At 74.1% G+C, this 24,910-nt stretch carries 18 protein-coding genes; 12 read left to right on the top strand and 6 right to left on the bottom strand.

The window, feature by feature from the left end; all coding sequences use genetic code 11:
• The first annotated feature begins 155 nt into the window (after positions 1–155).
• Both AB0442_RS05540 and AB0442_RS05545 read left to right on the top strand, forming a co-directional pair.
• On the top strand, positions 156–776 hold the full coding sequence (locus AB0442_RS05540) for an HNH endonuclease (protein WP_363544703.1): 621 nt from the start codon (positions 156–158) through the stop codon (positions 774–776).
• A gap of 105 nt (positions 777–881) precedes the next feature.
• Positions 882–1,592, top strand: a complete 711-nt coding sequence (locus tag AB0442_RS05545) for an HAD family hydrolase (RefSeq protein WP_366160780.1) — start codon at positions 882–884, stop codon at positions 1,590–1,592.
• Here the strand turns inward: AB0442_RS05545 and AB0442_RS05550 are convergent.
• Positions 1,582–5,376 carry a beta-N-acetylglucosaminidase domain-containing protein gene (locus AB0442_RS05550; RefSeq protein ID WP_366160782.1) on the bottom strand — a complete coding sequence of 1,265 codons (3,795 nt, stop codon included), beginning with the start codon at positions 5,374–5,376 and terminating at the stop codon, positions 1,582–1,584. The genes AB0442_RS05545 and AB0442_RS05550 overlap by 11 nt on opposite strands.
• 397 nt (positions 5,377–5,773) lie before the next feature.
• Between AB0442_RS05550 and malQ the strand changes: the two genes are divergently transcribed.
• Entirely contained in the window at positions 5,774–7,801 is a 2,028-nt protein-coding gene (malQ, locus tag AB0442_RS05555) for a 4-alpha-glucanotransferase (RefSeq protein WP_366160903.1), read from the top strand.
• Positions 7,802–7,821: 20 nt separating this feature from the next.
• Entirely contained in the window at positions 7,822–8,055 is a 234-nt protein-coding gene (locus AB0442_RS05560) for a hypothetical protein (protein ID WP_344625710.1), read from the top strand.
• Between the two features lie 146 nt (positions 8,056–8,201).
• Here the strand turns inward: AB0442_RS05560 and AB0442_RS05565 are convergent, their stop codons facing one another.
• From AB0442_RS05565 to AB0442_RS05580, 4 genes are read right to left on the bottom strand one after another with little or no spacing between them, the layout of a single operon-like run.
• A complete protein-coding gene (locus tag AB0442_RS05565) occupies positions 8,202–8,957 on the bottom strand; it encodes an FAD:protein FMN transferase (protein ID WP_366160905.1) in 756 nt (251 codons plus the stop codon).
• A 31-nt stretch (positions 8,958–8,988) separates the two neighbouring features.
• Entirely contained in the window at positions 8,989–9,453 is a 465-nt protein-coding gene (locus AB0442_RS05570) for an FMN-binding protein (RefSeq protein WP_366160783.1), read from the bottom strand.
• Between the two features lie 23 nt (positions 9,454–9,476).
• Positions 9,477–10,433, bottom strand: a complete 957-nt coding sequence (locus AB0442_RS05575; protein WP_366160784.1) for a ferric reductase-like transmembrane domain-containing protein — start codon at positions 10,431–10,433, stop codon at positions 9,477–9,479.
• Entirely contained in the window at positions 10,403–10,831 is a 429-nt protein-coding gene (locus tag AB0442_RS05580; protein WP_366160785.1) for a ferric reductase-like transmembrane domain-containing protein, read from the bottom strand. The genes AB0442_RS05575 and AB0442_RS05580 overlap by 31 nt, the downstream gene beginning before the upstream one ends.
• Positions 10,832–11,057: 226 nt before the next feature.
• Between AB0442_RS05580 and AB0442_RS05585 the strand changes: the two genes are divergently transcribed.
• Positions 11,058–11,774, top strand: a complete 717-nt coding sequence (locus AB0442_RS05585; RefSeq protein WP_344625713.1) for a response regulator transcription factor — start codon at positions 11,058–11,060, stop codon at positions 11,772–11,774.
• Positions 11,771–13,273, top strand: coding sequence for a HAMP domain-containing sensor histidine kinase (locus AB0442_RS05590; RefSeq protein ID WP_366160787.1), 1,503 nt, complete (start codon positions 11,771–11,773; stop codon positions 13,271–13,273). Before AB0442_RS05585 ends, AB0442_RS05590 begins: the two co-directional genes overlap by 4 nt.
• Before the next feature lie 123 nt (positions 13,274–13,396).
• Here the strand turns inward: AB0442_RS05590 and pepN are convergent, their stop codons facing one another.
• On the bottom strand, positions 13,397–15,979 hold the full coding sequence (pepN, locus tag AB0442_RS05595) for an aminopeptidase N (protein ID WP_366160788.1): 2,583 nt from the start codon (positions 15,977–15,979) through the stop codon (positions 13,397–13,399).
• Between the two features lie 336 nt (positions 15,980–16,315).
• Between pepN and AB0442_RS05600 the strand changes: the two genes are divergently transcribed.
• The 6 genes from AB0442_RS05600 (at position 16,316) to AB0442_RS05625 (ending at position 24,850) form a co-directional block, all read left to right on the top strand.
• Positions 16,316–17,512 carry an ROK family transcriptional regulator gene (locus AB0442_RS05600; RefSeq protein WP_344625732.1) on the top strand — a complete coding sequence of 399 codons (1,197 nt, stop codon included), beginning with the start codon at positions 16,316–16,318 and terminating at the stop codon, positions 17,510–17,512.
• 244 nt (positions 17,513–17,756) lie between these two features.
• The gene (locus AB0442_RS05605) at positions 17,757–18,851 is read left to right on the top strand and encodes a substrate-binding domain-containing protein (RefSeq protein WP_366160790.1); all 1,095 of its coding nucleotides are present in this window, start codon (positions 17,757–17,759) and stop codon (positions 18,849–18,851) included.
• Positions 18,852–19,044: 193 nt separating this feature from the next.
• A complete protein-coding gene (locus tag AB0442_RS05610; protein ID WP_344625717.1) occupies positions 19,045–19,833 on the top strand; it encodes an ATP-binding cassette domain-containing protein in 789 nt (262 codons plus the stop codon).
• The gene (locus AB0442_RS05615) at positions 19,830–21,119 is read left to right on the top strand and encodes a sugar ABC transporter permease (protein ID WP_363544667.1); all 1,290 of its coding nucleotides are present in this window, start codon (positions 19,830–19,832) and stop codon (positions 21,117–21,119) included. Before AB0442_RS05610 ends, AB0442_RS05615 begins: the two co-directional genes overlap by 4 nt.
• A gap of 182 nt (positions 21,120–21,301) precedes the next feature.
• Positions 21,302–23,209 (top strand): 1-deoxy-D-xylulose-5-phosphate synthase, encoded by a 1,908-nt coding sequence (gene dxs, locus AB0442_RS05620; RefSeq protein WP_366160792.1) that lies wholly within the window; start codon positions 21,302–21,304, stop codon positions 23,207–23,209.
• Positions 23,210–23,335: 126 nt separating this feature from the next.
• Positions 23,336–24,850 carry a glycosyltransferase family 39 protein gene (locus AB0442_RS05625; RefSeq protein WP_366160794.1) on the top strand — a complete coding sequence of 505 codons (1,515 nt, stop codon included), beginning with the start codon at positions 23,336–23,338 and terminating at the stop codon, positions 24,848–24,850.
• The last annotated feature ends 60 nt before the right edge of the window (positions 24,851–24,910 follow it).

Genomic DNA, 24,910 nt, shown 5'->3' on the forward strand with positions numbered 1-24,910 from the left:
ATACGTCCTATGACGGATTCCACATCCGGTCCGTTACACAGGAGTGGTGGCGCCGTACGAAGGCGTAAGGCGACACTGGGGGAGATCGCGCCGCAATGCGATCACCCGCTCGTCCCGGCGCGAGCCACGCGCCGCAGGCGTCCAAGGAGGCATCCGTGCCGCATGTCCTGGTCCTCAACGCGTCGTACGAACCACTCGGAGTGGTCTCCACCCGCCGCGCCCTCATCCTGGTCCTCAACCACAAGGCGGTCAGCCTGGAGGACTCCGGAACCACACTGCACAGCGCCACCACCACCGTGACGGCACCGTCCGTCGTCCGTCTGACCCGCTTCGTGCGGGTCCCGTTCCGCGGGCCCGTCCCGCTCACCCGCCGCGCCCTGTTCGCCCGCGACCACGGGCGCTGCGTGTACTGCGGGGCCGCCGCGACCAGCGTCGACCACGTCATTCCGCGCAGCCGGGGCGGCCAGCACCGGTGGGACAACGTCGTGGCGGCCTGCCGCCGCTGCAACCACGTCAAGGCCGACCGCCACCTCACCGAGCTCGGCTGGCGGATGAAGCGCGCCCCCGCCCCGCCCAGCGGCCTGGCCTGGCGGGTCATCGGCACCGGCATCAAGGACCCCCGCTGGCGCCCCTACCTGGAGCCCTACGGCGGCCTCGACCAGTTCCGCGAGTACGAGCACCACGACCATACCGACCACGCGGGTGCCCTGCCGGCTCCGGCCACGAGGACCCACCCGACCCGCCGCCGCGGAGAGCCGGAACCGCTCTCCGCCTGACAGACAAGGGCCTGCCCGTCACACTTCGGTACGCCTCATGGGCCGCCGGCGCACCCCCAGCGGGAGCGTCGGCGGCCCGCCGTCTGCATCCCTGGAGCCCGCACCGTGCCGCCCGAGAGCCGCCCCCGCGCCACCGGCCCCCTCCCCTTCGGCGCCGTCCCGTTCGACGCCGTCCCCTTCGACGCCGTCTCCTTCGACGGCGACGACACCCTCTGGGACTTCGCCGCCGCGTTCGCCCCGGCCATCGCCCACGCCGCCGACCTGCTCGGCGCGGAGCTCGGCGGCCCACCGGTGGAGGTCGACTGGCTGCAGCGGATCCGCGAGGAGGTCGCCGCCGACCTGCCCGGCGCCACCCTGCCCGAGCTGCGCCGGGCCGCCTTCGCCGAGGCCGTCCGCCGCCGCGCCCCCGGCCGCCCCGAACTCGCCGACCGGATGTTCCTCGCGTTCATGGCCGCCCGCGCCCGCTCCACCCGGCTCTTCCCCGAGGTCGCGGAGGTCGTCGCCGCCCTCGCCGCCCGGATGCCGCTCGCGCTGACCACCAACGGCAACGCCGAACTCTCCTGGACGGGCCTCGACCCCTACTTCAGCGCGGTCGTGCGCGCGGTGGACTGCGGCCGCTCGAAGCCCGACCCGGCGATCTACCTGATCACCGCCGAGCGGCTCGGCGTCGAGCCGGCCCGCATCCTGCACGTCGGCGACCACCCCGTCGAGGACGTCGACGGGGCCCTCGCCGCCGGGTTCCAGGCACGGCTGATCGACCGGACGGGCCGCACCCCCGGCGCCCTCACCTCGCTGGCCGAGCTGCTCAGCCGGTGACGGCGTACAGCTCGACGCCCCACAGCGAGTAGCCGTACTTCGTCGCCCGGGTCACCCCCTGCACGCGCAGGAAGCGGGTGCCCGGCGCGTCGAAGCGCACCGTCTCCGTGCCGCCCGCGCCGTCGTCCACGGTGGCCACCGTCGTCCAGGTCACCCCGTCCGCCGAGGTCTGCACCTTGTAGGCGGCCGCGTGCGCGTCCTGCCAGTGCAGCACCGCCGAGCCCAGCCGCGCCGCCTGCGGCAGCTCCAGCTGCACCCACGCGCCGTCGGAGGCCGGCGAGGACCAGCGGGTCCGCGGGTCGCCGTCGTTGATGTTGGAGGCCGGGAAGGCCGGCGTCTCGTCCGCCGAGGAGGTGGCGGTCGCGCCGCGCGCCAGGTCCGGTCCGCCGGCCGGCGGCACCACGTGCACCAGCAGGTCCTGCCGGACGGTCAGCGTGCCCGCGGTGAACGTGACCGGCAGCCGGTAGGTGCCCGAGGGCGTCCCGGCGGCCGCCACCACCTGCAGCGGCACGCCCACCCGGCCGCCGCGCGGCACCGCCACCGCGGTGCCCTGGGTGACGGTCAGCCCCTTGGCGACCGCCGGCACCTCCACCTTCAGCTCGCCGCTGGTGCCCTCCGGCCGGCCGGTCTCCAGCACCGCCTTCGTCACCTGCGGCACGGCCTGCCCGGTCACCACGTCCAGGCTGGAGTCCGAGAGGCTGAGCCGCGCCGCCGGGGTGTCCGCGTACCAGGGCACGATCTGGTTGACCACCGGCGCCTGGAAGCCGGGCGCCCACACCAGCCGGATCGCGTCGGCCGGGCGGCCGCCCGCCGGGAGCTCGTTGTAGCCGGGCTTCAGCGTGCCGATCGCCGTCCAGAGGCCGTCCGCGCCGCGCACCGCCACCGTCGCGACCGCCTGCACCGTCGGGTCGGTCAGCACGGTGACCCGGTCCAGCGGGCGGGCCGAGCCCAGCTCCACCGTCAGCGGCTCCGAGGCCGCCGTCGGCGCGTCCGCGGCGCGGAACGCGGTGTCCGGGTCGCCGTCCAGCACCGCGTCCGGCGAGGAGCCCGGCGCCGCGGCCGGGCCGGTCACCACCGCCGGCGTGTCGTCCGGTGCCGCGACCGAGAACTCCCGGACGGCCACCGCGGTCTTCTGCGCCGTCCGCGCGCGCAGCCGCACCGCCTTGGCCACGGTGCCGGCCGGGGCGGTCACCGACACGCTCTTCTGGCCGTGCACCACCGCCAGCTGCTTCCAGCCGCCGCTGCCCGTGGAGTACTCCAGCACCCCGTCGCGCAGGTAGTCGTCGGCCGCGCTCGCCGCGTCCGGACCGTCGCCCCACGAGCCCATCAGCACGGTCACCCGGCCGAGCGGGCGGCCGTTGCCGAGGTCCAGGCCGACCGCGTCGCCGACCTGCGGCGGGGACGCGCTCCAGTAGAAGGTGTCCGCGGCGCCGTCCGTCATCAGCGCCGGGCCGTGGTCGTTGGCCGTGCCGATCGTGGTCGTCGGGGTGCCCGAGCCGGCGTCCACACCGGCCCAGGTGTCCGCGTCCTTCAGCGCCCGCTCCAGGAACGGGTCCAGCACCCCGGCCCCGAGCGTCACCGTGCCCTGCCCCAGCTGCTCGCGCAGCTGCCGCAGGTCCACCCGGGCCTGCCAGGCCGCACTGCCGTCGCCGCCGCGCTGCGCCAGCAGCATCGCGACCGCCGCCTGCCCGGCCCGCCCGTAGGTGGCCAGCCGGACGAGCCACGGGCCCGCGTCCTGCGCCACCGCGTCGCCGGCGAGGGCCTGCGGCGCCCCCGCCATGGTCGCGAAGGCCTCCTGCAGCGGTGCGGCCGCCGCCTGCAGCGCCGCGTGGTCCGGGGTGTCGCCCGAGGACGGCTCCAGGGCCGTCCAGAAACGCTCCATCAGCGGCGCCAGGTAGCCCGACTCCCGCTTGTCCAGCGGCGAGGACGAGCTGTTCCCGGCCAGGGCGGCGAGCGCCGCCTCGGCCGCGCCGCCGCCCGACATGGCGTGCACCGCCTGCTTCACCGACTCCTCGGCGCGGTAGCCCTCGGGCTTCCAGCCGAAGTCGGCGGCGGTCGCCAGCGGCAGCCGGGACGCCACCGGCTGCGCCATCGCCGCGGTCAGCAGCACCGCCGACCGGGTCGCCACCGCGGGGTCGCGGCTGGTGTAGCCGCCGAGGAACAGCCGGTCCGGCGTGGAGTCGTTGACCGGGTAGTTGTCCATGGTCACCAGCGGACGGTCGAACAGCGCCGCCGTCTGGGCCAGCTGGTCGCCCGTCACCTTGGGCGCGATCACCGCGCCGCCGCTCCACGCCACCTGCACGCCCGCCGGCAGCGCCGCCGCCAGCGCCTTGCGGTACGGCGTCGCACCCTGCTTCTGGTACTCCGTCGGCACCACCGACAGCGGCGCCAGCTCCGGGTGCGCCGCGATCAGCCGCGTCTGCACCTTCGCGGCCAGCTCGGCCTGGGCCTTGGCCGCCGCGGCCGGGCCGGTGCCGTAGGTGCGGCGGTCGCCCGGGCAGTGCCACTCGTCGTAGCTGACGTCGAGGAACTGCAGCTGGAAGGCGCCGAAGCCGAGCCTGCGCAGCCCGTCCAGCTTGGCGACCAGCGCGTCCACGTCCTTGCCGGAGCCGTAGCAGAACGACTGCCCCGGGTCGATCGAGTAGCCGAGCACCACGTGGTTGTCCCGGGCCCGCGCGGCGAGCCGGCGCAGCGCGTCCTGCTGCGCCTGCGGGTAGGCCTCGCGCCAGCGGGAGGTCCGGTACGGGTCGGCGCCGGGCGCGTAGAGGAAGAAGTTCTGTTTGGTGCGGCCGAGGAAGTCGAGCTGCTCCAGGCGCTCCGCGGTCGTCCACGGGGTGCCGTAGAAGGACTCGGCGGTGCCGCGGACGGGCGCGCCCGTCGGCCAGTCCCGCAGGACGACCCCGGGGAAGCCCCGGCCGGCCTCGGCCGGACCCTGGCCCTGGCCGCTCTGGATCGGCGCGAGCAGCTGCCGCAGGCTCTGCGCCGCGTAGAAGGTGCCGGTCGCGTCGGCGCCGGACAGCACCACCGCGCCGTACGTGCCGCCGCCCGCGGCGGGCAGCTGCCCGGCGGCCAGGACGTAGCCGCCGGTCGGCAGCCCGGTCACCGACACCTCCGAGGCGGCCCGTCCGGCGGCCGCGGCGAGCCGGCGCAGCACCTGGTCGGTGTCGCCGCCGGCGCCCTCCCCGGGGCCGCCCACGTACACCACCAGCGAGCCGGCGGCGGGGCTGACGGAGGGGTCGGCCTCGACGATGTCGGTGGCGCCCGCGGTGCCGAGCACCTGCCGGACGGCCGCCAGGGCGGGGCCGTCGGCGCGGCGCGGCGCGACCAGGGCGACGGTGTCGGGCACCGCGACGGCGCCGCCCGCGGCCTGCAGCTGCTGCGGGCGCGGGTAGACCTGCGGCTCGGTGATCGAGCCGAGCGGGGTGACCGGGGCGCTGGTGACGGGGCGGTCGCCGATCGACGGTGCGGCGAGGGCGGCCGGACCGGCCAGCAGACCGCCGACCACGGCGGCCGCGGAGAGCGTCGCGGCGAGCTGCAGGGCGCTGCGGCGGCGGCTGGCGGGGGTGCGCCGTTCGGCGCGGACGGAGGCGAGCAGCGGCTCGGTGCCCTTGATGTCGGCGATGAAGCGGTCCGCGGCCCGGGGCGCCAGCTGGCGTGCCGTCCGGGCGGCCGTTCGGCGTGCCGTCAGCGCGGCCGGATGGTTCAGGAGTTCGCGCAGCGCGGGGCTCTGGTCCAGCTGCTGCCTCAACCGCCGCCCGGCGGCCACCGACACCCGTGCCTGCACCGGACCTCCTCCACGCCCCGGACAGCCGGTCCACCGGGCCCGCCACCCGGTCACCGCCGTACCCGCCTCAGCGGGCCAGCCCACCAGGTGACCGGCCGGGTGTCAACGCCGGTGGCGGGTATGCCCGATTTGCGTATCCGTCGGCCGGTGACCGGGCCCGGCCCGGCGCGCGTGGGCCGCTCCGCGTCGGCGCGCCCCCTCGGCGCCGTGTCGGTCGGGGTCGCACGGCGTGCGGGCGGGTAGGACTGTGCCTGTTCGCGTTCGGTGATGTCCCGACTCCAGGGAGCCGCGAGTGGCCGCATACCTTGACCGTGACCAGGCAGCCGGGGAGCAGGTCCCCGCCGAGGACGCACCGCCCCCGCCGCCGGACCTGGTGGCGCTGGCGCACGCGTACGGGGTGGACAGCACGTACAACCCGGGCGGCGGTACGGTCCCGGTCGGCTCGGACACGCTGGTCGCGGTGCTGGCCGCGCTCGGCGTGGACGCCTCCACCCCGGAGGCCGTCCGGGCGGCGCTGCACAGCCACCGGGTGGAGACCGCCGCCCGGCTGCTGCCGCCGACGGTGGTGGTCCGTCAGGGCCGCCGCACCGCACTGGACGTGCCCGCCGAGGCGGAGCTCGCCGTCGAGCTGGAGGACGGCGGCCGCTGGGACCTCCCGAAAGGCCACTCGCACTGGCTGCCCGCCGACCTGCCGCTCGGCCGGCACCGCCTCACCGCCAAGGCCGGCCCCCGCCACGGGTCCGCCGCGCTGATCGTCGCCCCCGAGCGGCTGCCCGAGCCGCCCGGCCGCTCCTGGGGCTTCCTCGCCCAGCTCTACTCGGTGCTCTCCGACCGCTCCTGGGGCATGGGCGACCTCGGCGACCTGGCCGACCTCGCGCAGTGGGCCGGCCACGCGCACGGCGCCGGCTTCCTGCAGATCAACCCGCTGCACGCGGGCATGCCGGGCGCCCCGTCGGACCCGTCGCCCTACCGCCCGTCCTCGCGCCGCTTCGCCGACCCGGTGCACCTGCGGATCGAGGCGGTGCCCGAGTACGCGTACGCCGACGCCGGGATCCGGGACGTCGCCGAGCGGGCCGGCCGGCTGCGCGCCGAGGTGCTGGAGCACGACGGCCTGATCGACCGGGACGCCGTCTGGGCGCTCAAGCGGGAGGCCCTGGAGGCGCTGTACGCGGTGCCCCGGACGGTCGGTCGCCGGGCCGCGCTGGACGCCTTCACCGCCCGCGAGGGCGAGTGGCTGGAGCGGTACGCCACCTGGTGCGCCCTCGCCGAGCAGCACGGCCCGAACTGGCACGCCTGGCCGAAGGGCCTGCGGCGTCCCGACGGCCCGCACCTCGCCGCCGCCCGCGCGGAACTCGCCGAGCGGATCGGCTTCCACCGCTGGCTGGCCTGGCTGGTCGACGAGCAGCTCGGCCGGGCCCAGCGGGCCGCCGAGGACTCCGGCATGGCCGTCGGCCTGATCCACGACCTCGCCGTCGGCGTGCACCCGGACGGCGCCGACGCCTGGGCCCTCCAGGACGTCCTGGCCCACGGCATCTCGGTCGGCGCCCCGCCGGACGCCTTCAACGCGCACGGCCAGGACTGGGGGCTGCCGCCCTGGCGGCCCGACGCGCTGGCCGCCACCGGCTACCTGCCCTTCGCCGAACTGCTGCGGGCCGCCGCCCGGCACGCCGGGGCGCTGCGGATCGACCACGTGATGGGGCTGTTCCGGCTCTGGTGGGTGCCGGCCGGCCACCCGCCCACCCGCGGCGCCTACATCCGCTACGACGCGGAGGCGATGCTCGGCGTGCTCGCCCTGGAGGCGCACCGGGCCGGCGCGTACGTCATCGGCGAGGACCTGGGCACGGTGGAGCCGGGCGTCCGCGAGGAGCTGGCCTCCCGGGGCGTCCTCGGCACCTCGGTGCTCTGGTTCGAGCGGGACTGGCAGGCCAAGGGCGAGATCCTCCCGCCGGAGCGCTGGCGGGCTGGCTGCCTCGCCACCCTGACCACCCACGACCTGCCGCCGACCGCGGCCCGGATCGGCGGCGAGCACGTGGAGCTGCGCCACCGCCTCGGCCTGCTCGCCCGCCCGCTCGGCGAGGAGCAGGAGGCGGCCCGGACCGAGCTCGCCGAGTGGGCCGCCGAACTCACCGCCCGCGGCCTGCTCCCCGAGGGCGCGGAGCCGACGCCGGAGGCGCTGTACGCCTTCCTGCTCGCCACCCCGGCCGCCCTGGTCGGCGTCTGGCTGCCGGACGCGGTCGGCGACCCGCGCCCGCAGAACCTGCCCGGCACCTGGGACCAGTACCCCAACTGGCGCCTCCCGGTGGCGGACGGGGAGGGCAACCCGGTGACCCTCGACGCCCTCGCCGCGGCCCCCTCCACCGCCCGCCTGGTGGTCGGCCCGGCGGCCCGGCTCGGAAGGCCCACCCCGCCGAGCGGCTCCGTGTGAGCGGCCGGTACGGTGACGACGTGGACAAGAGGAACGCTATGCGCGCCGGTGCGGTCACCGCGGCGGCCACACTGATGATGCTGATGACGTCGCCCGCGATGGCCCTGACCCGCGACGACGGTGACCAGCCGGGCTCCGGGATCAGCACCGCCGAGGTCGTCGGCATCTACGTGCTGCTGCCGATCGCGCTCTTCCTGCTGATCGCCGGCCTGGTCTGCCTGCCCTCGCTGAAGAACAAGGGCAAGAACAAGTAAGACGTCCGTCCGAGCGCCGTCGGGGGCCCGCCCCGGCGGCGCTCCGGCATGTCCGGGGGAGTTCCCGGGCCTGCGGCCGGTACGCGGGAACGCACCCGCGACGGGGCGGCGGGCCCGAATCCGGCCGGGCGGCCCCGGTGGGGCGGTCAGGAGGCGGTGGCCGGGTGCCAGTCGGCGGGGCCGGCGGCCGGGAGGTGCCGGGCGAGGCCGTCCGTCCAGCGCTTGGTGCCGTCGGGCAGCACGGCGAGCGCCTCGACGCCGGGCCGGCGGGCGGCCCAGGCGAGGGCGCGGTCGGGGCCCATCGCGAAGGCGGCCGTCGCCCAGGCGTCCGTCCGGGCGATGCCGGTGCCGGGGTCGCCGACCAGGGTGAGCGAGGCGAGTCCGGCGGCGGGGCGGCCGGTGCGCGGGTCGACGACGTGCGCGCCGCGTTCGGCGGTGCCGGAGGTCGCCACCGCCAGGCCGCGGCCGCCCAGGACGGCTGCGAGCCGGCCCGGCCGCAGCGGGTGGGCGATCCCGACCCGCCACGGCCCGCCCGCGGTCTGCACGTCGCCGCCGCCGCTGACGCAGTGCTCCCGGGAGCCGGAGGTGTGCAGCATCCGGGCGGCCTCCTCGACCGCCCAGCCCTTCACCCAGCCGCTCGGGTCGAGCCGGCCGCCGGGCCGCTCGGTGAACCAGCCGTCGGTCTCCGCCGCCACCTCCCGGCAGGCCGCGAGCACGGCCGGCACCTCCGGGTCGCAGGCGCCGAGGGAGAGTTCGCCGCGGTCCAGACGGCTGATGTCGGAGTCGGCGCGGTACGGGGAGAAGACCGCGTCGATCCGGTGCAGCCGTTCGGCGATCCGGTCGAGCACCCCGGGGGTGTCCGGGCCGGGGTCGCGTACGGCGAAGGAGAAGACGGTGCCCATCACGGGCTCGGCACGGCGCAGCACGGCCCGCTCACCGCCCGGCCTTGTCGAGGGCGCTCTGCAGCGAGCGGGTGTAGCCGTCGCTGGTGAAGGTCGCACCGCTGACCACGTCGATCTGGGCGCTCTGTGCGGCTATCGCCTCCTGGTTCAGCAGCGGCAGCGCGTAGCTGTTGATCTCCTGGTCGCGGTGGTCGCTCGAGGGGTACTGGACGACGTCGATGGTGGTGATCCGGCTTCCGTCCAGGGTGACCTTCACCTGGACGGGGCCGTAGCGGGTGTTCGCGGCGTCCCCGGTGACCGTTCTCGTCGACGTCGACGACGAGCCCGAGGAGCCGGACGAGCTGCCCGACGAGCTGCCCGACGAGGTGTCGGTGGCGCCGCCGGCGCCGCCCGAGCTGATCACCGGGGCGGCACCGGCCCCGTCGTGCGGCTTCAGCGAGAGCAGCAGCACGATTCCGGCCGCGGTGGCGGCGCTGCTGACGACGGCTCGGCGCATGGGGTCCTCCTGGGGACGGGGGATCAGAGGGCGAAGGACTCGCGGTGGATGCGGTTCGGCCGCACGCCGGCGACCCGCAGCGAGCGGACGGCCTCCTCGGCCATCCCCTCAGGGCCGCACAGGTAGACCTCGTGCTCGGCGAGGTCGGGGACGAGCCGGCGCAGCGCCGTGCCGAGGTCGCCGACCTGGCTGCGCGACCCGACCAGGGCGTGCACCTGCCCGCCGCGCCGCCGGGCGACCGCCTCCAGCTCCTCCCGGAACATCAGGTCCTCGGGCCGCCGGGCCCGCTGCACCAGGGTCACCCGGCCGGGCAGGGTCTCGAACAGCGCCCGCAGCGGGGTGATCCCGACCCCCGCGCCGAGCAGCAGCACCCGCTGCTCCCGCTGCAGCCGACCGGTGAACGCCCCGTACGGGCCCTCGGCGCGCACCCGGGTGCCGGGGCGCAGGGCGGCCACCGCGGCGCTGTGCCCGCCCAGGTCCTTGACGGTGAACCGGAGGAAGTTCGGGTGCGGCGGCGCCGAGAGCGAGTACGGGTTGGCGGCCCAGCGCAGTCCGGGGGCCTGGAACTGCAGCCGGAAGAACTGTCCGGGTTCGGCCCGCAGTTCGTCCAGCCGCCGGCCGGTCAGGAAGAGCGACACCACTCCGGGAGCCTCCGGGCGGACCTCGGCGACCTGCAGCCGGTGCCGGCGGTCGAGCAGCCAGGGCCGCGCCAGCCGGTACCAGCCGACGAGGACGGCGGTGCCCAGGTAGAGCGCGTACCAGAGGGCCTCGGCCTTGAGGTCGCCGAAGTCGGCGCCGGTCGCGAGCTGGTGGCCGAAGGTGAGGGCGACGGCCACGTAGGTGGCCAGGTGCAGGTAGTACCAGGTCTCGTAGGAGAGCCGGCGGCGGGCCGCCCGGGCGGAGACCGCGCCGGTGCCCAGCAGCAGGAGCGTGCCCAGCGTCGCCTTGATCATCTCGGGGTGGTGGAACACGATGTCCACGCCCTCGGCGACCACCCCCGGTCGTTGGTCAGGGCGTACCCCCAGGTGATCGTCAGCACGTGGACGGTCACCATGGACACCATCCACCGCCCGCCGAAGGCGTGCCAACGGGCCAGTCGGTCGGCGCCGACCTCCCGCTCCAGCGGGGGCAGCCGGGCCATCAGCAGGATCAGCACGGGTGCGGCGTAGCCGGCGAGCAGTCCGGTGAGCCGGCCCGCGTTGGTGAGCCAGCCGGCCGCGCCGGCGACCGAGGCGGTGTCCTTCCACCAGAGCGCGGTGACGCCGAGCGCTCCCGCCGCGATCAGCGCGAGCACGGCGGCCGGAGCGGCGGCGACCGGACGGCGCGGGACCGCCCGGTGCGTCCGGGCCGCGGACCGCGGTGGGGCTGCGACAGCCATCGGGAACCTCCTTCGAACCCGGCGGTGAGTGCCGCCGAGGTGGCCCACGATGGCACCGCAAGCTCTCAGTTGCCTCTGAGTGCGCGGCCTCCCGGCGGCTCTCACGGAGCGCGTCCGCGCAGGTCAGGGCAGGTTCGGCGGGCGGGCAAGGGCTCCGGGGATCTCAGCGCTTTCTCATCGCTGCGGGCCAGAATGAGAGTCCGTGACAGCGCACCGAGGGAGCACCATGGACGACTCCGCCGACCGGCAGGCCTGGCGGGTCCTCGTCGTCGACGACGAACCGGACCTGGTGGAGGTGGTCTGCGGGGCGCTCCGCTACGAGGGCTGGGAGGCCGTCGGCGAGACCACCGGCGAGGCCGCCGTCCGCACCGCCGCCGCCTGGCGGCCGCACGCCGTGGTGCTCGACATGATGCTCCCCGACCTCGACGGCATGGAGGTGCTGCGCCGCATCCACGCCGCGCGGCCCGAGGTGCGGGTGCTCTTCCTCACCGCCAGGGACGCCGTCGAGGACCGGATCGCCGGGATCGCGGCGGGCGGCGACGACTACGTCACCAAGCCGTTCAGCCTGGCCGAGGTGGTCGTCCGGCTGCGCGGGCTGCTGCGCCGCACGGCCCCGCCCGCGCCCGCCGGGCAGCCGCCCGCGCACGCCCTGGTCCTCGGCGACCTCGTCCTCGACGAGCGGGCCCGCGAGGTCACCCGCGGCGGCGAGCCGGTCGACCTCAGCCCCACCGAGTACGCGCTCCTCGCCCACCTCATGCACCACCCCCGGCAGGTGCTGAGCAAGGCGCAGCTCCTGGACGCCGTCTGGTCGTACGACTTCGGCGGGCAGGCGCACGTCGTGGAGCTGTACATCAGCTACCTGCGCAAGAAGATCGACGCGGGCCGGACGCCGATGATCCACACCGTGCGCGGCGCCGGCTACCTGATCAAGGCGTCCCCGTGACGGCCGCCCGGCCGCGGACCGCGCGGCTGCGGGCGCGGGCGGAGCGGCTCGTGCCGCGCACCCTGCGGGCCAGGCTGATCGCCGGACTGCTGGTGCTGCTGGTCGTCACCTGCGCCGCGGTCGGCTTCGCCACCACCGCGGCGCTGCGGCACTTCCTGGTCGACCGGCTGGACCAGCAGCTCGCCGACACCGGTGGCCGCTACGCCGCCAGCCTGGAGCACGCCGACCGCGGCGGTGCCAGCGACACCCGGGCGCAGACCCCCGGCACCTTCGGCGCCCGGCTGCTGGACGGCCGGGCCACCGCGGCCGGTGTGGTCGACGGGGACGCCGACGACGCCGACCGCCCCAACGCCGACGACACGGTCGACCTCTCCGCGGCCGATCAGCGTGCCCTGGCCGCGCTGCCGGTCGGCGGCCCGGCGCGCACCGTCCGGCTGTCGGCCCTGGAGGGCCCGTACCGGATGCAGGCGGTCGCCGGCCGGGACGGCGACGTACTCGTCAGCGGTCTGCCGCTGCATCAGGTCGAGGACACCGTGGAGCGTCTGACGACCCTGGAGCTGACGGTCTTCGCGGTCGCCGTCACCGCGGCGGGGGTGGCCGGGGCGCTCTGGGTCCGCTGGTCGCTGCGGCCGCTGGACCGGGTGGCCGGGACGGCCGAGCGGGTCAGCACGCTGCCGCTGGCGAGCGGCGTCGTCGACCTCTCCGTGCGGGTGCCCGACGACGACCCGGCGACCGAGGTCGGCCGGGTCGGCGCCGCGCTCAACCGGATGCTCGGCCACGTCGGGGCCGCGCTCGCCCGCCGGCACGCGGTGGAGGAGCGGCTGCGGGCGTTCGCCGCCGACGCCAGCCACGAGCTGCGCACCCCGGTCGCCGCCGTCCGGGGCCACGCCGAGCTGGCGCTGCGCCATCCCGGTCCGGTGCCCGAGCCGGTGGTGCACTCGCTGGAGCGGATCGGCGCCGAGGCGGGGCGGATGGGCGCCATCGTGGAGGACCTGCTGCTGCTCGCCCGGCTGGACGCGGGCCGGCCGCTCGCCGACCAGGAGGTCGACCTGACCCGGATCGCCCTGGACGGCGTGGCCGACGCCCGTGCCGCCGGGCCGGACCACCGCTGGCGGTTGGTGCTGCCCGAGGAGCCGGTGCTCGTGCGCGGCGACGCCGACCGGCTGCGCCAGGTGACGGCCAACCTGCTGGCCAACGCCCGCACCCACACACCGCCCGGCACCGCGGTGGAGCTCGCCCTGGAGCGGGCGGGCGCGGAGGTGCGGCTGTCCGTCGCGGACACCGGCCCGGGCATCCCGCCGGAACTGGCGGACCGGATGTTCGAGCGTTTCGTGCGCGGGGACCGGGGCCGGTCGCGGGCCACCGGCTCGACCGGACTCGGCCTGTCGATCGTGCAGGCCGTGGTGCAGGCGCACGGCGGCACGGTGGACGCGGCGAGCCGGCCGGGCCGTACGGTCTTCACCGTCCGACTGCCGGCCGCGACGGCGCCGCAGGCGTGAACCACGGGGGTGAACCGCAGGCGTGAACCACGGGGGTGAACCGCAGGCGTGAACCACGGGGGGTGACCCGCGGCGGGACCGCCGGCGGCCGGGCGGGACGGGCCCGCCCGGCCGCCGGAAGGGTCAGTGGCGCTCGCCGGCCGCGCGGTCGGCGGCCTGCGCCCGGAGGGCGCGCTCGACGCCGGCCCGGGACTCGACGACCTGGCGGCGCAGGGCCGGCGCCGGGTCGGCCGAGGCCAGCCAGGCGTCGGTGGCGTCCAGGGTGGCCTGCTCGACCTGGTAGGCCGGGTACAGGCCGACGATGATCTGCTGCGAGATCTCGTGGCTGCGGCTCTCCCAGACGCCCTTCACCGCGGCGAAGTACTTCTCGCGGTAGGGGGCGATCAGCTCGCGCTGGTCGGGCTGCTGGAAGCCGCCGATGACGGCCTCCTGCACGTAGTTGGTGAGCTTGTCGGACTCCACCACGGAGGCCCACGCCTCGGCCTTGGCCCCGGCGGTCGGGCGGGCGGCCCGGCAGCTCGCGGCGTGCTCCTGGCCGGAGGAGGTGTTGTCGCGCACCAGCTCCTCGTCGACGGCCTTGTCGTCGGCGCGGCCGGCGGCGACCAGGCGGGCCAGCAGGCTCCACCGCAGCTCGGTGTCGACGGCCAGGCCCTCGATCACCTCGGAGCCGTCGAGCAGGCCGGCCAGCAGGCCGAACTGGGCGTCGGTGCGGGCGGCGGCGGCCAGGGTGCGGGCCCAGGCGAGCTGGTGGTCGCTGCCGGGGGCGGCGGCGCGCAGCTGCTCCTCGGCGGCGGCGGCCCAGCGCTGCAGGCCCTCCTCGCGCCACGCCGGGTCGGCGTACATCTCCAGGGCGAGCTTGACCTGGCGCTGCACGGACTGCACGACGCCGATGTCGGACTCGCGCTGCAGGCCGGAGAGGGCGAGGGCGAGGTAGTCGCGGGTGGCGAGCTCGCCGTCGCGGGTCATGTCCCAGGCGGAGGCCCAGCACAGGGCGCGCGGCAGCGAGTCGGCGAAGTCGCCGAGGTGGCCGGTGACGACGGCCAGCGAGTCCTCGTCGAGGCGGACCTTGGCGTAGGACAGGTCGTCGTCGTTGAGCAGCAGGACGGCGGGGCGGTGCCGGCCGACCAGCTCGGGCACCTCGGTGCGCGGGCCGTCGACGTCGAGTTCGATCCGGTCGGTGCGCACCAGGGAGCCGTCGACCAGCTCGTACAGGCCGACCGCGATCCGGTGCGGGCGCAGCACGGCCTCGCCGCGGGCGCCGGCGGGCAGCGCCGGGGCCTCCTGGAGGACGGCGAAGGACTCGATCTCGCCGTCGGTGTTGATCCGCAGCTCGGGGCGGAGCACGTTGATGCCGGCCGTCTCCAGCCAGGCCTCGGACCAGGTCCGCAGGTCGCGGCCGCTGGCCTCCTCCAGGGCGCCGAGCAGGTCGGGGAGGGTGGTGTTGCCCCAGGCGTGGCGCTTGAAGTAGGCCTGCACGCCCTGGAAGAACGCGTCCTGGCCGACGTAGGCGACCAGCTGCTTGAGCACCGAGGCGCCCTTGGCGTAGGTGATGCCGTCGAAGTTGACCTGGACGTCCTCCAGGTCGTTGATCTCCGCCATGATCGGGTGGGTGGACGGCAGCTGGTCCTGCCGGTACGCCCAGGTCTTCATCTGGTTGGCGAAGGTCGTCCAGGAGTGCGGCCACTTGGAGCCGGGGGCCTCGGCCTGGCAGACGGCCTCGGCGAAGGTCGCGAAGGACTCGTTCAGCCAGAGGTCGTTCCACCACTCCATGGTCACGAGGTCGCCGAACCACATGTGGGCGAGCTCGTGCAGGATCGTCGCGGCGCGCATCTCGTAGGAGGCGTCGGTGACCTTGGAGCGGAAGACGTACTGGTCACGCAGGGTGACGGCGCCCGCGTTCTCCATCGCGCCGGCGTTGAACTCCGGAACGAACAGCTGGTCGTACTTGGCGAACGGGTAGGCGAAGTCGAACTTCTCCTGGAAGTAGTCGAAGCCCTGCTTGGTGACCTCGAAGATCGCCTCGGCGTCCAGGAACTCGCGCAGCGAGGGGCGGCAGTACACGCCGAGCGGCACCCGCTGGTCGCCGTCGGCGTACTCGTCGAAGACGCCCACGTAGGGACCGGCCACCAGCGCGGTGACGTAGGTGGACATCCGCGGGGTGGGCTCGAAGGCCCAGGTGCGGGTCGCGCCCTCGCCGGCCGGCTCGGGGGTGGGGGAGTTGGAGACCACGACCCAGCCCGCCGGGGCCGTCACGGTGAAGCGGAAGGTCGCCTTGAGGTCGGGCTGCTCGAAGGCGGCGAACACCCGGCGGGCGTCCGGGACCTCGAACTGGGTGTACAGGTAGGTCTCGCCGTCCACCGGGTCGACGAAGCGGTGCAGGCCCTCACCCGTGTTGGTGTAGGCGCAGTCGGCGACCACCCGGAGCTCGTTCTCGGCCCGGACGGCGGGCAGGGCGATCCGGCTGTCGGCGAAGTTGGCGAGGTCCAGCGACTCGCCGTTCAGCACGATCTCGGAGACGCCCGGCGCGACCAGGTCGATGAAGGTGGCGGCACCCGGGGTGGTGGCGGAGAAGCGGACCACGGTGGTGGACCGGAAGGTGCCCCCTTCGGGGGCCGAGCCCAGGTCGAGCTCGATGTCGTACGACTCCACATGCAGGAGTGCGGCCCGGGTACGGGCCTCCTCACGGGTCAAGTTGGTGCCAGGCACTCGCAGGACTCCTTCGTCAGGCTTGGTTGGGGGCATCCTTTCACGAGCGTCCCCCGCGCGGACCTGCGATTTCCGGGGCTGTCGGGCGGTTCGGGCGTTCGGCTACGACACTCGACGTAGGGCGGTGGCTGAGGTTTCGCAACGATCTGCCTTCGCCCTTGACTCTGTATTGCGGACTTGGCTGAGCTTAGAGTTCAGAAGTTGAAGATGAACGCCCGGTTGAGGATTCGACACCGCAGGGTGACGGCCCGGCCGGCCACAACGAGCTCCGCCGCAAGGGCGCGGCAGGGGCGGGAGCGGTCGGGTTCCCGTGCCCTGGGAGGGTGAATCATGTCGATGGACACGCCGGGATCGCAGTCCTCGCTGCACCGGGCGAACCTCGAGAGGGTGCTGCGGGCCGTGCGGATGGCCGGCTCGCTGACCCAGGCCGAGATCGCCAGGTCCACCGGGCTGTCGGCGGCGACGGTGTCCAACATCGTCCGCGAGCTGAAGGAGAGCGGCACCGTCGTGGTCGCCGACACCTCCTCGGGCGGAAGACGGGCGCGCAGCGTCTCGCTCAGCGGGGACGCCGGGATCGTGGTCGGCGTCGACTTCGGCCACACCCACCTGCGGGTCGCGGTGGGCAATCTGGCGCACCGTGTGCTGGCCGAGGAGAGCGAGCCGATCGACACCGACGTGTCGGCGCAACAGGGCTTCGACCGGGCGGAGACGCTGGTCGGGCGGCTGCTGACGCAGGCCGGCTTCCGGCCGGACAAGGTGATCGGCGTCGGACTGGGCGTGCCCGGCCCGATCGACGTGGAGACCGGCGCGCTCGGCTCGACGGCGATCCTGCCGGGCTGGACGGGCGTCAACCCGGGCCGGGAGCTCTCCCAGCGCCTGGGCATGCAGGTGTACGTGGACAACGACGCGAACCTGGGCGCCCTGGGCGAGTTGGTGTGGGGCGCGGGCCGCGGGCTGAGCGACCTCGCGTACATCAAGGTGGCCAGCGGCGTCGGCTCCGGACTGGTCATCAACGGGCAGATCTACCGGGGCCCCGGCGGTACCGCCGGGGAGATCGGGCACATCACCCTGGACGAGGCCGGACCGGTCTGCCGCTGCGGCAACCGGGGCTGCCTGGAGACCTTCGTCGGCTCGCGCTACCTGCTCAACCTCTTGAACGCGAGCCACCCCGGGGAGTTGACGCTCACCAAGGTGGTGCAGCTGGCGCAGCAGGGCGACCTGGGCTGCCGGCGGGTCATCGCGGACGCCGGACGGCAGATCGGGTCGGGAGTCGCGACCCTGTGCAACCTGCTGAATCCGCGTCGGGTGATCCTCGGCGGCGAACTCGCGGAGGCCGGTGAGCTGGTGCTCTCCCCGATCCGGGACTCGGTGGCGCGGTACGCGATCCCGAGCGCGGCGCGGCAGCTCTCGGTCGTCCCGGGCACGCTCGGCGGTCGGGCGGAGGTGCTCGGCGCGCTGGCCCTGGTGATGAGCGAGATGGGTGAATCGGGCGCGATCCGGCACACCGGACTGGCCTCCGCGTCCAGTGCCTGAGCACCCCCGCGAGCCGGCCCCGAACTGCTCCTGAGCGGCCCCTGAGCTGCGCCGATCGGCCCCCGACCTGTCCCGGCAGGCGGGGGCCGCGGCCGTTTGATCTCGGCTTCGCCTTCAGGAAGATAACGAAAGGGTTCGGATCACCGCAGTTGCGGTTTTACTTATTGACGACAAGGTGCGGGCCGGGTTGACTCCACTCAACCTCGCCGCAAGGTTGCGGCACTGTCAGGGAGGCACCCCCACCATGAACGCAATGATGCGTCGCGCTGTCATCGGCACCGCTGCTGTTTCGATGGCTCTCTCCATGGCCGCCTGTGGCAAGGCCGGCAGTGACAAGAAGGACGACGCCAAGGGCGGCGACAGCAAGTCGATCGGCCTGCTGCTCCCGGAGAACGCGTCCTCCGTGCGCTACGAGTCCTTCGACAAGCCGTTCATCGAGGCCAAGGTCAAGGAGCTGTGCGGCGACTGCACCGTCAAGTACAGCAACGCCGAGGGCTCGGCCGCCAAGCAGAAGCAGCAGTTCGACACCCTGATCGCCCAGGGCGTCAAGGTCATCATCCTGGACGCGTTCGACGCGGCCTCCACCCAGTCCTGGGTGAAGGAGGCGGCCGACAAGGGCGTCAAGGTCATCGCGTACGACCGCCTGGCCACCGGCCCGGTCTCCGCCTACGTCTCCTTCGACAACGAGAAGGTCGGCGAGCTGCAGGGCCAGGCCCTGGTCGACGCCCTCGGCGCCAAGGCCGCCGACGCCAACATCGTCATGATCAACGGTGACGACGCGGACCCGAACGCCGGCAAGTTCAAGTCCGGTGCGCACAAGGTCCTCGACGGCAAGGTCAAGAAGGTCGTCTACGAGCAGTCCGGTGAGTGGAAGCCCACCGTGGCCGGCCAGAAGATCGGCGCCGCGATCACCCAGCTGGGCAAGGACGGCTTCCAGGCCGTCTACTCCGCCAACGACGGCATGGCCGCCGCGATCATCACCCAGCTGAAGTCCGCGAACATCAACGTTCCGGTCGGCGGCCAGGACGCGGGCCTCGACGCCATCCAGCGCCTCGTCAGCGGCGAGCAGTCGTACACCATCTACAAGGCGTACAAGCCGCTGGCCGACTCGGCCGCCGAGCTCGCCGTCGCGCTGCTGCAGGGCAAGGACGTCAAGGCCATCGCCTCCGCCAGCATCGACAGCGACACCGACAAGGGCATCCCGGCCAAGCTGCTCGACCCGAAGGTCGTCACCAAGGCCAACATCAAGGACACCGTGATCGCCGACAAGCTGTACACCGTCGCCGACATCTGCACCGGCACCTACGCCGACGCCTGCAAGGCCGCGGGCCTGCAGTAAGTCCACCCGGGTGGGCGCTCCCCGGCGGGAGCGCCCACCCTGCGGCGAGACCGGCTCCCCACCTCCGGCGGCGGGGCTCCACCCGGGCCCCGGCCGGTCTCCACCCCTTTTCTCGCACTAACCTTCGCGCCCGGGTCGGCGCGCGGCAGGCCGTGTCATGCCCATATCCGGGGGCTGGCGCGGAACGAAGGAGATGGTTCACGTGACAGGCGCACCCGTACTGGCGTTGCGCGGTGTCTCCAAGCGCTTCGGTGCCGTCCAGGCGCTCACCGATGTGCACCTGGAGGTCCACGCCGGCGAGGTGGTCGCCCTGGTGGGCGACAACGGTGCAGGCAAGTCGACGCTGGTGAAGACGATCGCCGGCGTGCACCCCATCGACGAGGGCGCGATCGAGTGGGAGGGCAGCAAGGTCGCGATCAACCGGCCGCACGACGCCCAGGCCCTCGGCGTCGCCACCGTCTACCAGGACCTCGCACTCTGCGACAACCTCGACGTGGTCGGCAACCTCTTCCTCGGCCGCGAGCTGCGCCGCTTCGGCGCGCTCGACGAGGTCGCCATGGAGAAGCGCGCCAAGGAGCTGCTCGACACCCTGTCGATCCGCATCCCCAGCGTCCGCATCCCGATCGCCGCCCTCTCCGGCGGCCAGCGCCAGGTCGTCGCGATCGCCCGCGCCCTGGTCGGCGACCCCAAGATCGTGATCCTGGACGAGCCCACCGCCGCCCTCGGCGTCGAGCAGACCGCCCAGGTCCTCGACCTGGTCGAGCGCCTGCGCGACCGCGGCCTCGGCGTGATCCTGATCAGCCACAACATGGCCGACGTCAAGGCCGTCGCGGACACCGTCGCGGTGCTCCGCCTGGGCCGCAACAACGGCGTCTTCGAGGTGGCCAACACCTCGCACGAGGAGATCATCTCCGCCATCACCGGCGCCACCGAGAACGCCGTGACCCGGCGTCAGGCACGTATCGCGGAGGAAGCGAAGTGACCACGGACCAGACCACCAACGCCGCGGAGAAGGCCCCCGAGCCCGCCGCCGCGCCGGCCGCCCCGGCGGTCGACCCGCGCCTCCTCGTCCGCGAGGCCGGCTTCGCCGGCTACGTCGCCGAGTTCAAGCGCAAGATGAAGAGCGGCGACCTGGGCTCCGTCCCCGTCGTGCTCGGCCTGATCCTGATCGGCGCCATCTTCCAGGGCATCACCGGCGACTTCCTCAACGCCGACAACCTCACCAACATCACCAAGTGGGTCGCCGGCCCCGGCCTCATCGCCGTCGGCATCGTCTTCGTGCTGCTGCTCGGTGAGATCGACCTCTCCCTCGGCTCGGTCGCCGGCGTCTCCGCCGCGATAGCCGCCGTCCTCTCGGTGCGCTCCGGCCTCAACGAGTGGCTCGCCTGCCTGATCGCCATCGTGGCCGCGCTCGCCATCGGCGCCCTGCACGGCTTCTTCTTCGCCAAGATCGGCGTCCCCGCCTTCGTCGTCACCCTGGCCGGCCTGCTCGCCTGGAGCGGTCTGCAGATGTTCGTCCTCGGCGACAAGGGCACCGTCAACGTCCTGAACGACGGTGTGCTCGCCAACCTGGACACCTACTTCCTCGGCGACGGCGACGTGGCCTTCACCTGGGGCTTCGCGGTCCTCGGCATCGCGCTCTTCGGCGCCGGCCAGTTCCTGGACGCCAAGCGCCGCGGCGACGCAGGCCTGCCGGCCCGCCCGATGAGCGAGATCGCGCTGCGCACCGGCGTGATCGCCGTCATCGGCCTGGTCGCCGCCTACATGCTCAACCAGGACCGCGGCCTGCCGCTGCCCCTGGTGATCTTCCTGTCGATCGTCGTCATCACCGACTTCGTGCTCCGCCGCACCGGCTACGGCCGTCAGATCTTCGCGGTCGGCGGCAGCGTGGAGGCCGCCCGCCGGGCCGGCATCAACGTCGCCTGGGTCCGGATCTCGGTCTTCATGATCTCGGCCGGCATGGCGGCCCTCGGCGGCCTCTTCATCGCCTCCCAGCAGGGCTCCGCCGACAAGCTGCTCGGCGGCGGCAACGTCCTGATGAACTCGATCGCGGCGGCCGTCATCGGCGGCACCAGCCTCTTCGGCGGCCGCGGCAAGACCTGGTCCGCCCTGCTCGGCATCCTGGTCATCCAGTCGATCATCACCGGCCTCGACCTGGTCCACGTGAACCAGGCGATCCAGTACATGATCACCGGCGCGGTGCTGCTCGGCGCCGTCGTGCTCGACTCCGTCTCCCGCCGGACCCAGAAGTCCAGCGGCCGGGGCTGACGACACGCCCGGAGCAGTGTGAGGCCCGGCACCCGAACCGATCGGGTGCCGGGCCCCGTCATGTGTAACCGGAGCCCCCATGCGCCGCATGGTGTCCGCCAGCCGGACATTAGACTCTTGCAGTCGGGGAAGCCCGGCCAGGCCGGACAGAGAGGTCTGGAACAGTGAACGAGGAGGAACGGGTGGCCCTGCTGACCCGCATTAGGGGACCGCGCGATCTCGACCGGCTCACCCCGGCGCAGCTGGCCGACCTGGCCGAGGAGATCCGCGGCTTCCTGGTCGAAGAGGTCTCGAAGACCGGTGGCCACCTCGGCCCGAACCTGGGCGTGGTGGAGCTCACCATCGCGATGCACCGGGTCTTCGACTCGCCGCGCGACCGGATCCTGTTCGACACCGGCCACCAGAGCTACGTCCACAAGCTGCTCACCGGCCGCCAGGACTTCTCCCGGCTGAAGATGAAGGGCGGCCTGTCGGGCTACCCGTCGCGCGCCGAGTCCGAGCACGACGTGATCGAGAACTCGCACGCCTCGACCGTCCTCGGCTACGCCGACGGCCTCGCCAAGGCCAACAAGATCCAGGGCCACAAGGACCGCCCGGTCGTCGCCGTCATCGGCGACGGCGCGCTGACCGGCGGCATGGCCTGGGAGGCGCTCAACAACATCGCCGACGCGAAGGACCTGCCGGTCGTCATCGTCGTCAACGACAACGAGCGCTCCTACTCGCCGACCATCGGCGGCCTGGCCAACCACCTCGCGACCCTGCGCACCACCCAGGGCTACGAGCGGTTCCTCTCCTGGGGCAAGGACGCGCTGCAGCGCACCCCCGTCGTCGGCCAGGCGATGTTCGACACCCTGCACGGCGCGAAGAAGGGCCTGAAGGACTTCATCGCCCCGCAGGGCATGTTCGAGGACCTCGGCCTCAAGTACATCGGCCCGATCGACGGCCACGACCTGGTGGCGCTGGAGTCCGCGTTCGCCAAGGCCCGCGGCTTCGGCGGCCCGGTGATCGTGCACTGCATCACCGAGAAGGGCCGCGGCTACCACGCCGCCGAGAACAACGACGAGGACCGCTTCCACGCGGTCGGCGTCATCCACCCCGACACCGGCCTGCCGGTGAAGTCCTCCGGCAAGGACTGGACCTCCGTCTTCGGCGAGGAGATGGTCGCCCTCGGCCGCGAGCGCAAGGACATCGTGGCGATCACCGCCGCGATGCTCCACCCGGTCGGCCTGGCGCCCTTCGCCAAGGCCTACCCGGACCGCATCTTCGACGTCGGCATCGCCGAGCAGCACGCGGCCGTCTCCGCCGCGGGCCTGGCCACCAACGGCCTGCACCCGGTCGTCGCCGTGTACGCGACCTTCCTGAACCGCGCCTACGACCAGGTGCTGATGGACGTCGCCCTGCACAGGCTGGGCGTCACCTTCGTCCTCGACCGGGCCGGCGTCACCGGCACCGACGGCGCCTCGCACAACGGCATGTGGGACATGTCGATCCTGCAGACCGTCCCGGGCCTGCGGCTCGCCGCCCCGCGCGACGCCGACCAGGTCCGCGCCCAGCTGCGCGAGGCCGTCGAGGTGCCGGACGCGCCCACCGTCGTCCGCTACTCCAAGGGCAGCGTCGGCCCCGCCGTGCCCGCGATCGGCAAGGTCGGCGGCATGGACGTGCTCCGCGAGAGCGGCGAGGGCGGCGGCGACAGGCGCGCCGACGTGCTCATCGTCTCCGTCGGCGCGATGGCCCCGCTCTGCCTGGAGGCCGCCGAGCTGCTCGACGCCCAGGGCATCACCTCCACCGTCGTCGACCCGCGCTGGGTCAAGCCGGTCGACAAGGCGCTGCCCGGCCTCGCCGCCGAGCACCGCGTCGTCGTCACCGTCGAGGACAACGGCCGCGTCGGCGGCGTCGGCTCCGCGATCGCGCAGGCCCTGCGCGACGCCGACGTCGACCTGCCGCTGCGCGACTTCGGCATCCCGCAGGAGTTCCTCGACCACGCCAAGCGCGAGGAGATCCTCGCCGAGATCGGCCTCACCGCCCCGGACGTCGCCCGCCAGGTGACCGCCCTGGTGGCCCGCCTCGACGCGCAGCCCGTCCAGGCCTGACCGCCGTCCGCCGGAGCCCCGGGTGCAGCCGCGCCCGGGGCTCCGGCGCGCCCGGAACCGGACGTACAGGGCGCGATCACGGGACCAGCGCGCCCGCCGACACGGGTGCCCGGTAGGTTGTCACCCGTGCCCACACCGACCTCCAGCCGCCCCGCCGTGACCGCCCGCCTCCGCGAGCAGGTCCGGACGGGCTACTGGACGAGGCTGGTGCCGGTGCTGGCCCTGCTCGCGGCGGCCACCCACGTCCCGTCCTTCCTGCGGCCGGTGTGGAGCCCCGACGAGGGCTACCTCGCCACCCAGGCCCGCATGCTGGCCGACGGCGGGGTGCTCTACGACACCGTCGTCGACCGCAAGCCCCCGCTGCTGCCCTGGCTCTACCAGGCCTGCTTCGCACTGTTCGGCTCCGGCTCGCTCTGGCCGCTGCGTAGCCTGGCGATCGTCGCCCACCTGGTCACCGCCGTCCTGCTGGCCTCCATCGCCCGCGGGCGCTGGGGCAACCGGGCGGGCGGCGCCGCCGGCGTGCTCTACCTGCTGCTGTCCATCGGCCTGTCGCCGGAGGACACCCAGGCGGCGACCTTCGAGGTCTTCATGCTGCCGGCCATGGTCGCCGCCTTCCGGTACGCCGAGCGGCGCCGCTGGCTGGCCGCGGGCATCGCGGTGGCGCTCTGCTCGCTGACCAAGCAGACCGGCGGCGCGGTGCTGCTGCCGGTGCTGTGGATGCTGCTGCAGGACGCCCGCCGGCGCGGGGTGCGCTGGCCCCCCGTGCTGGCCGCGATCGGCTTCGGGTTCGCGCTGCCGATAGCGCTGGTCGCGCTGATCCTCACCAAGCCCAAGGGCTTCCTCTTCTGGGTGGTCACCGGCAGCGGCGACTACGCCTCGCTCGGCGGCGCCTGGCTGCAGATGACCGGCCGGGCGCTCGGCAACTCCGCGATCCTGCTCGCCGCCGGACTCGGCTTCGTGGTGCCGATCGGGTACCGGCTGTGGCTGCGGCGCGGCCGCCGCGCCGTCCCCGGGGCGGGGGAGGAGCACGGCTCCACCACCGACCTGTGGGTGTGGCTGCTCTCGTCGGCGGTCGCGGTCAGCGTGGGCTTCCACTTCTTCGGCCACTACTACCTGCAGCTGATGCCGCCGCTGGTGCTGCTCGGCGTCGGCGCGGTCTCCACCTCGGCGGTGCGCTGGCGGCCGGTGCTCACCTACTCGGTGGTCGCCTGCACCTTCTTCTGGGGCCTCGCGGTGTTCTGGCCGGGCCAGAAGCTCACCCAGACCACCGAGGTGGCCACCGCGGTCGCCAAGCAGACCACGCCCAAGGACACCGTGCTGGTCTGGGGCATGCACCCCGAGCTGTACTGGCTGGCCGACCGCCGCCCCGCCAGCCGTTACCTGACCGCCGGCTTCCTCACCAACTTCAGCGGCGGCAAGGACGGCCAGAAGGTCGGCGAGCAGTACAGCGTCAGCGAGGCCTGGCAGACCTTCGACGAGGAGCTCGCCGCCAAGGGCCTGCCCGAGATCGTCGTCGACGACTCCGGCACCGCCCCCTACCAGCCGCTGCTGATCCCCCGCATCGAGAGCCTCCTCGACACCCACTACGAGGTCGTCGGCGTCACCGGCGACACCGTCATCTACCGGCTCAAGAAGAAGTAGCCCCCGAAGGCCCCGGAGACGACCTCAGGGTGCCTCCAGGACCGCTCCCGGACATGCGGA

This window comes from Kitasatospora sp. NPDC085895 (genome assembly GCF_040702125.1).
Taxonomy (GTDB): Bacteria; Actinomycetota; Actinomycetes; order Streptomycetales; family Streptomycetaceae; genus Kitasatospora; species Kitasatospora arboriphila.

What these genes read in the sequence shown, in the direction of transcription:
- AB0442_RS05610 (WP_344625717.1), top strand. Translation starts at nt 19,045, where the DNA reads ATGGTTCACGTGACAGGCGCACCCGTACTGGCGTTGCGCGGTGTCTCC.
- AB0442_RS05565 (WP_366160905.1), bottom strand. Translation starts at nt 8,957, where the DNA reads ATGGGCACCGTCTTCTCCTTCGCCGTACGCGACCCCGGCCCGGACACC.
- AB0442_RS05580 (WP_366160785.1), bottom strand. Translation starts at nt 10,831, where the DNA reads ATGGCTGTCGCAGCCCCACCGCGGTCCGCGGCCCGGACGCACCGGGCG.
- AB0442_RS05570 (WP_366160783.1), bottom strand. Translation starts at nt 9,453, where the DNA reads ATGCGCCGAGCCGTCGTCAGCAGCGCCGCCACCGCGGCCGGAATCGTG.
- AB0442_RS05585 (WP_344625713.1), top strand. Translation starts at nt 11,058, where the DNA reads ATGGACGACTCCGCCGACCGGCAGGCCTGGCGGGTCCTCGTCGTCGAC.
- AB0442_RS05605 (WP_366160790.1), top strand. Translation starts at nt 17,757, where the DNA reads ATGAACGCAATGATGCGTCGCGCTGTCATCGGCACCGCTGCTGTTTCG.
- AB0442_RS05600 (WP_344625732.1), top strand. Translation starts at nt 16,316, where the DNA reads ATGGACACGCCGGGATCGCAGTCCTCGCTGCACCGGGCGAACCTCGAG.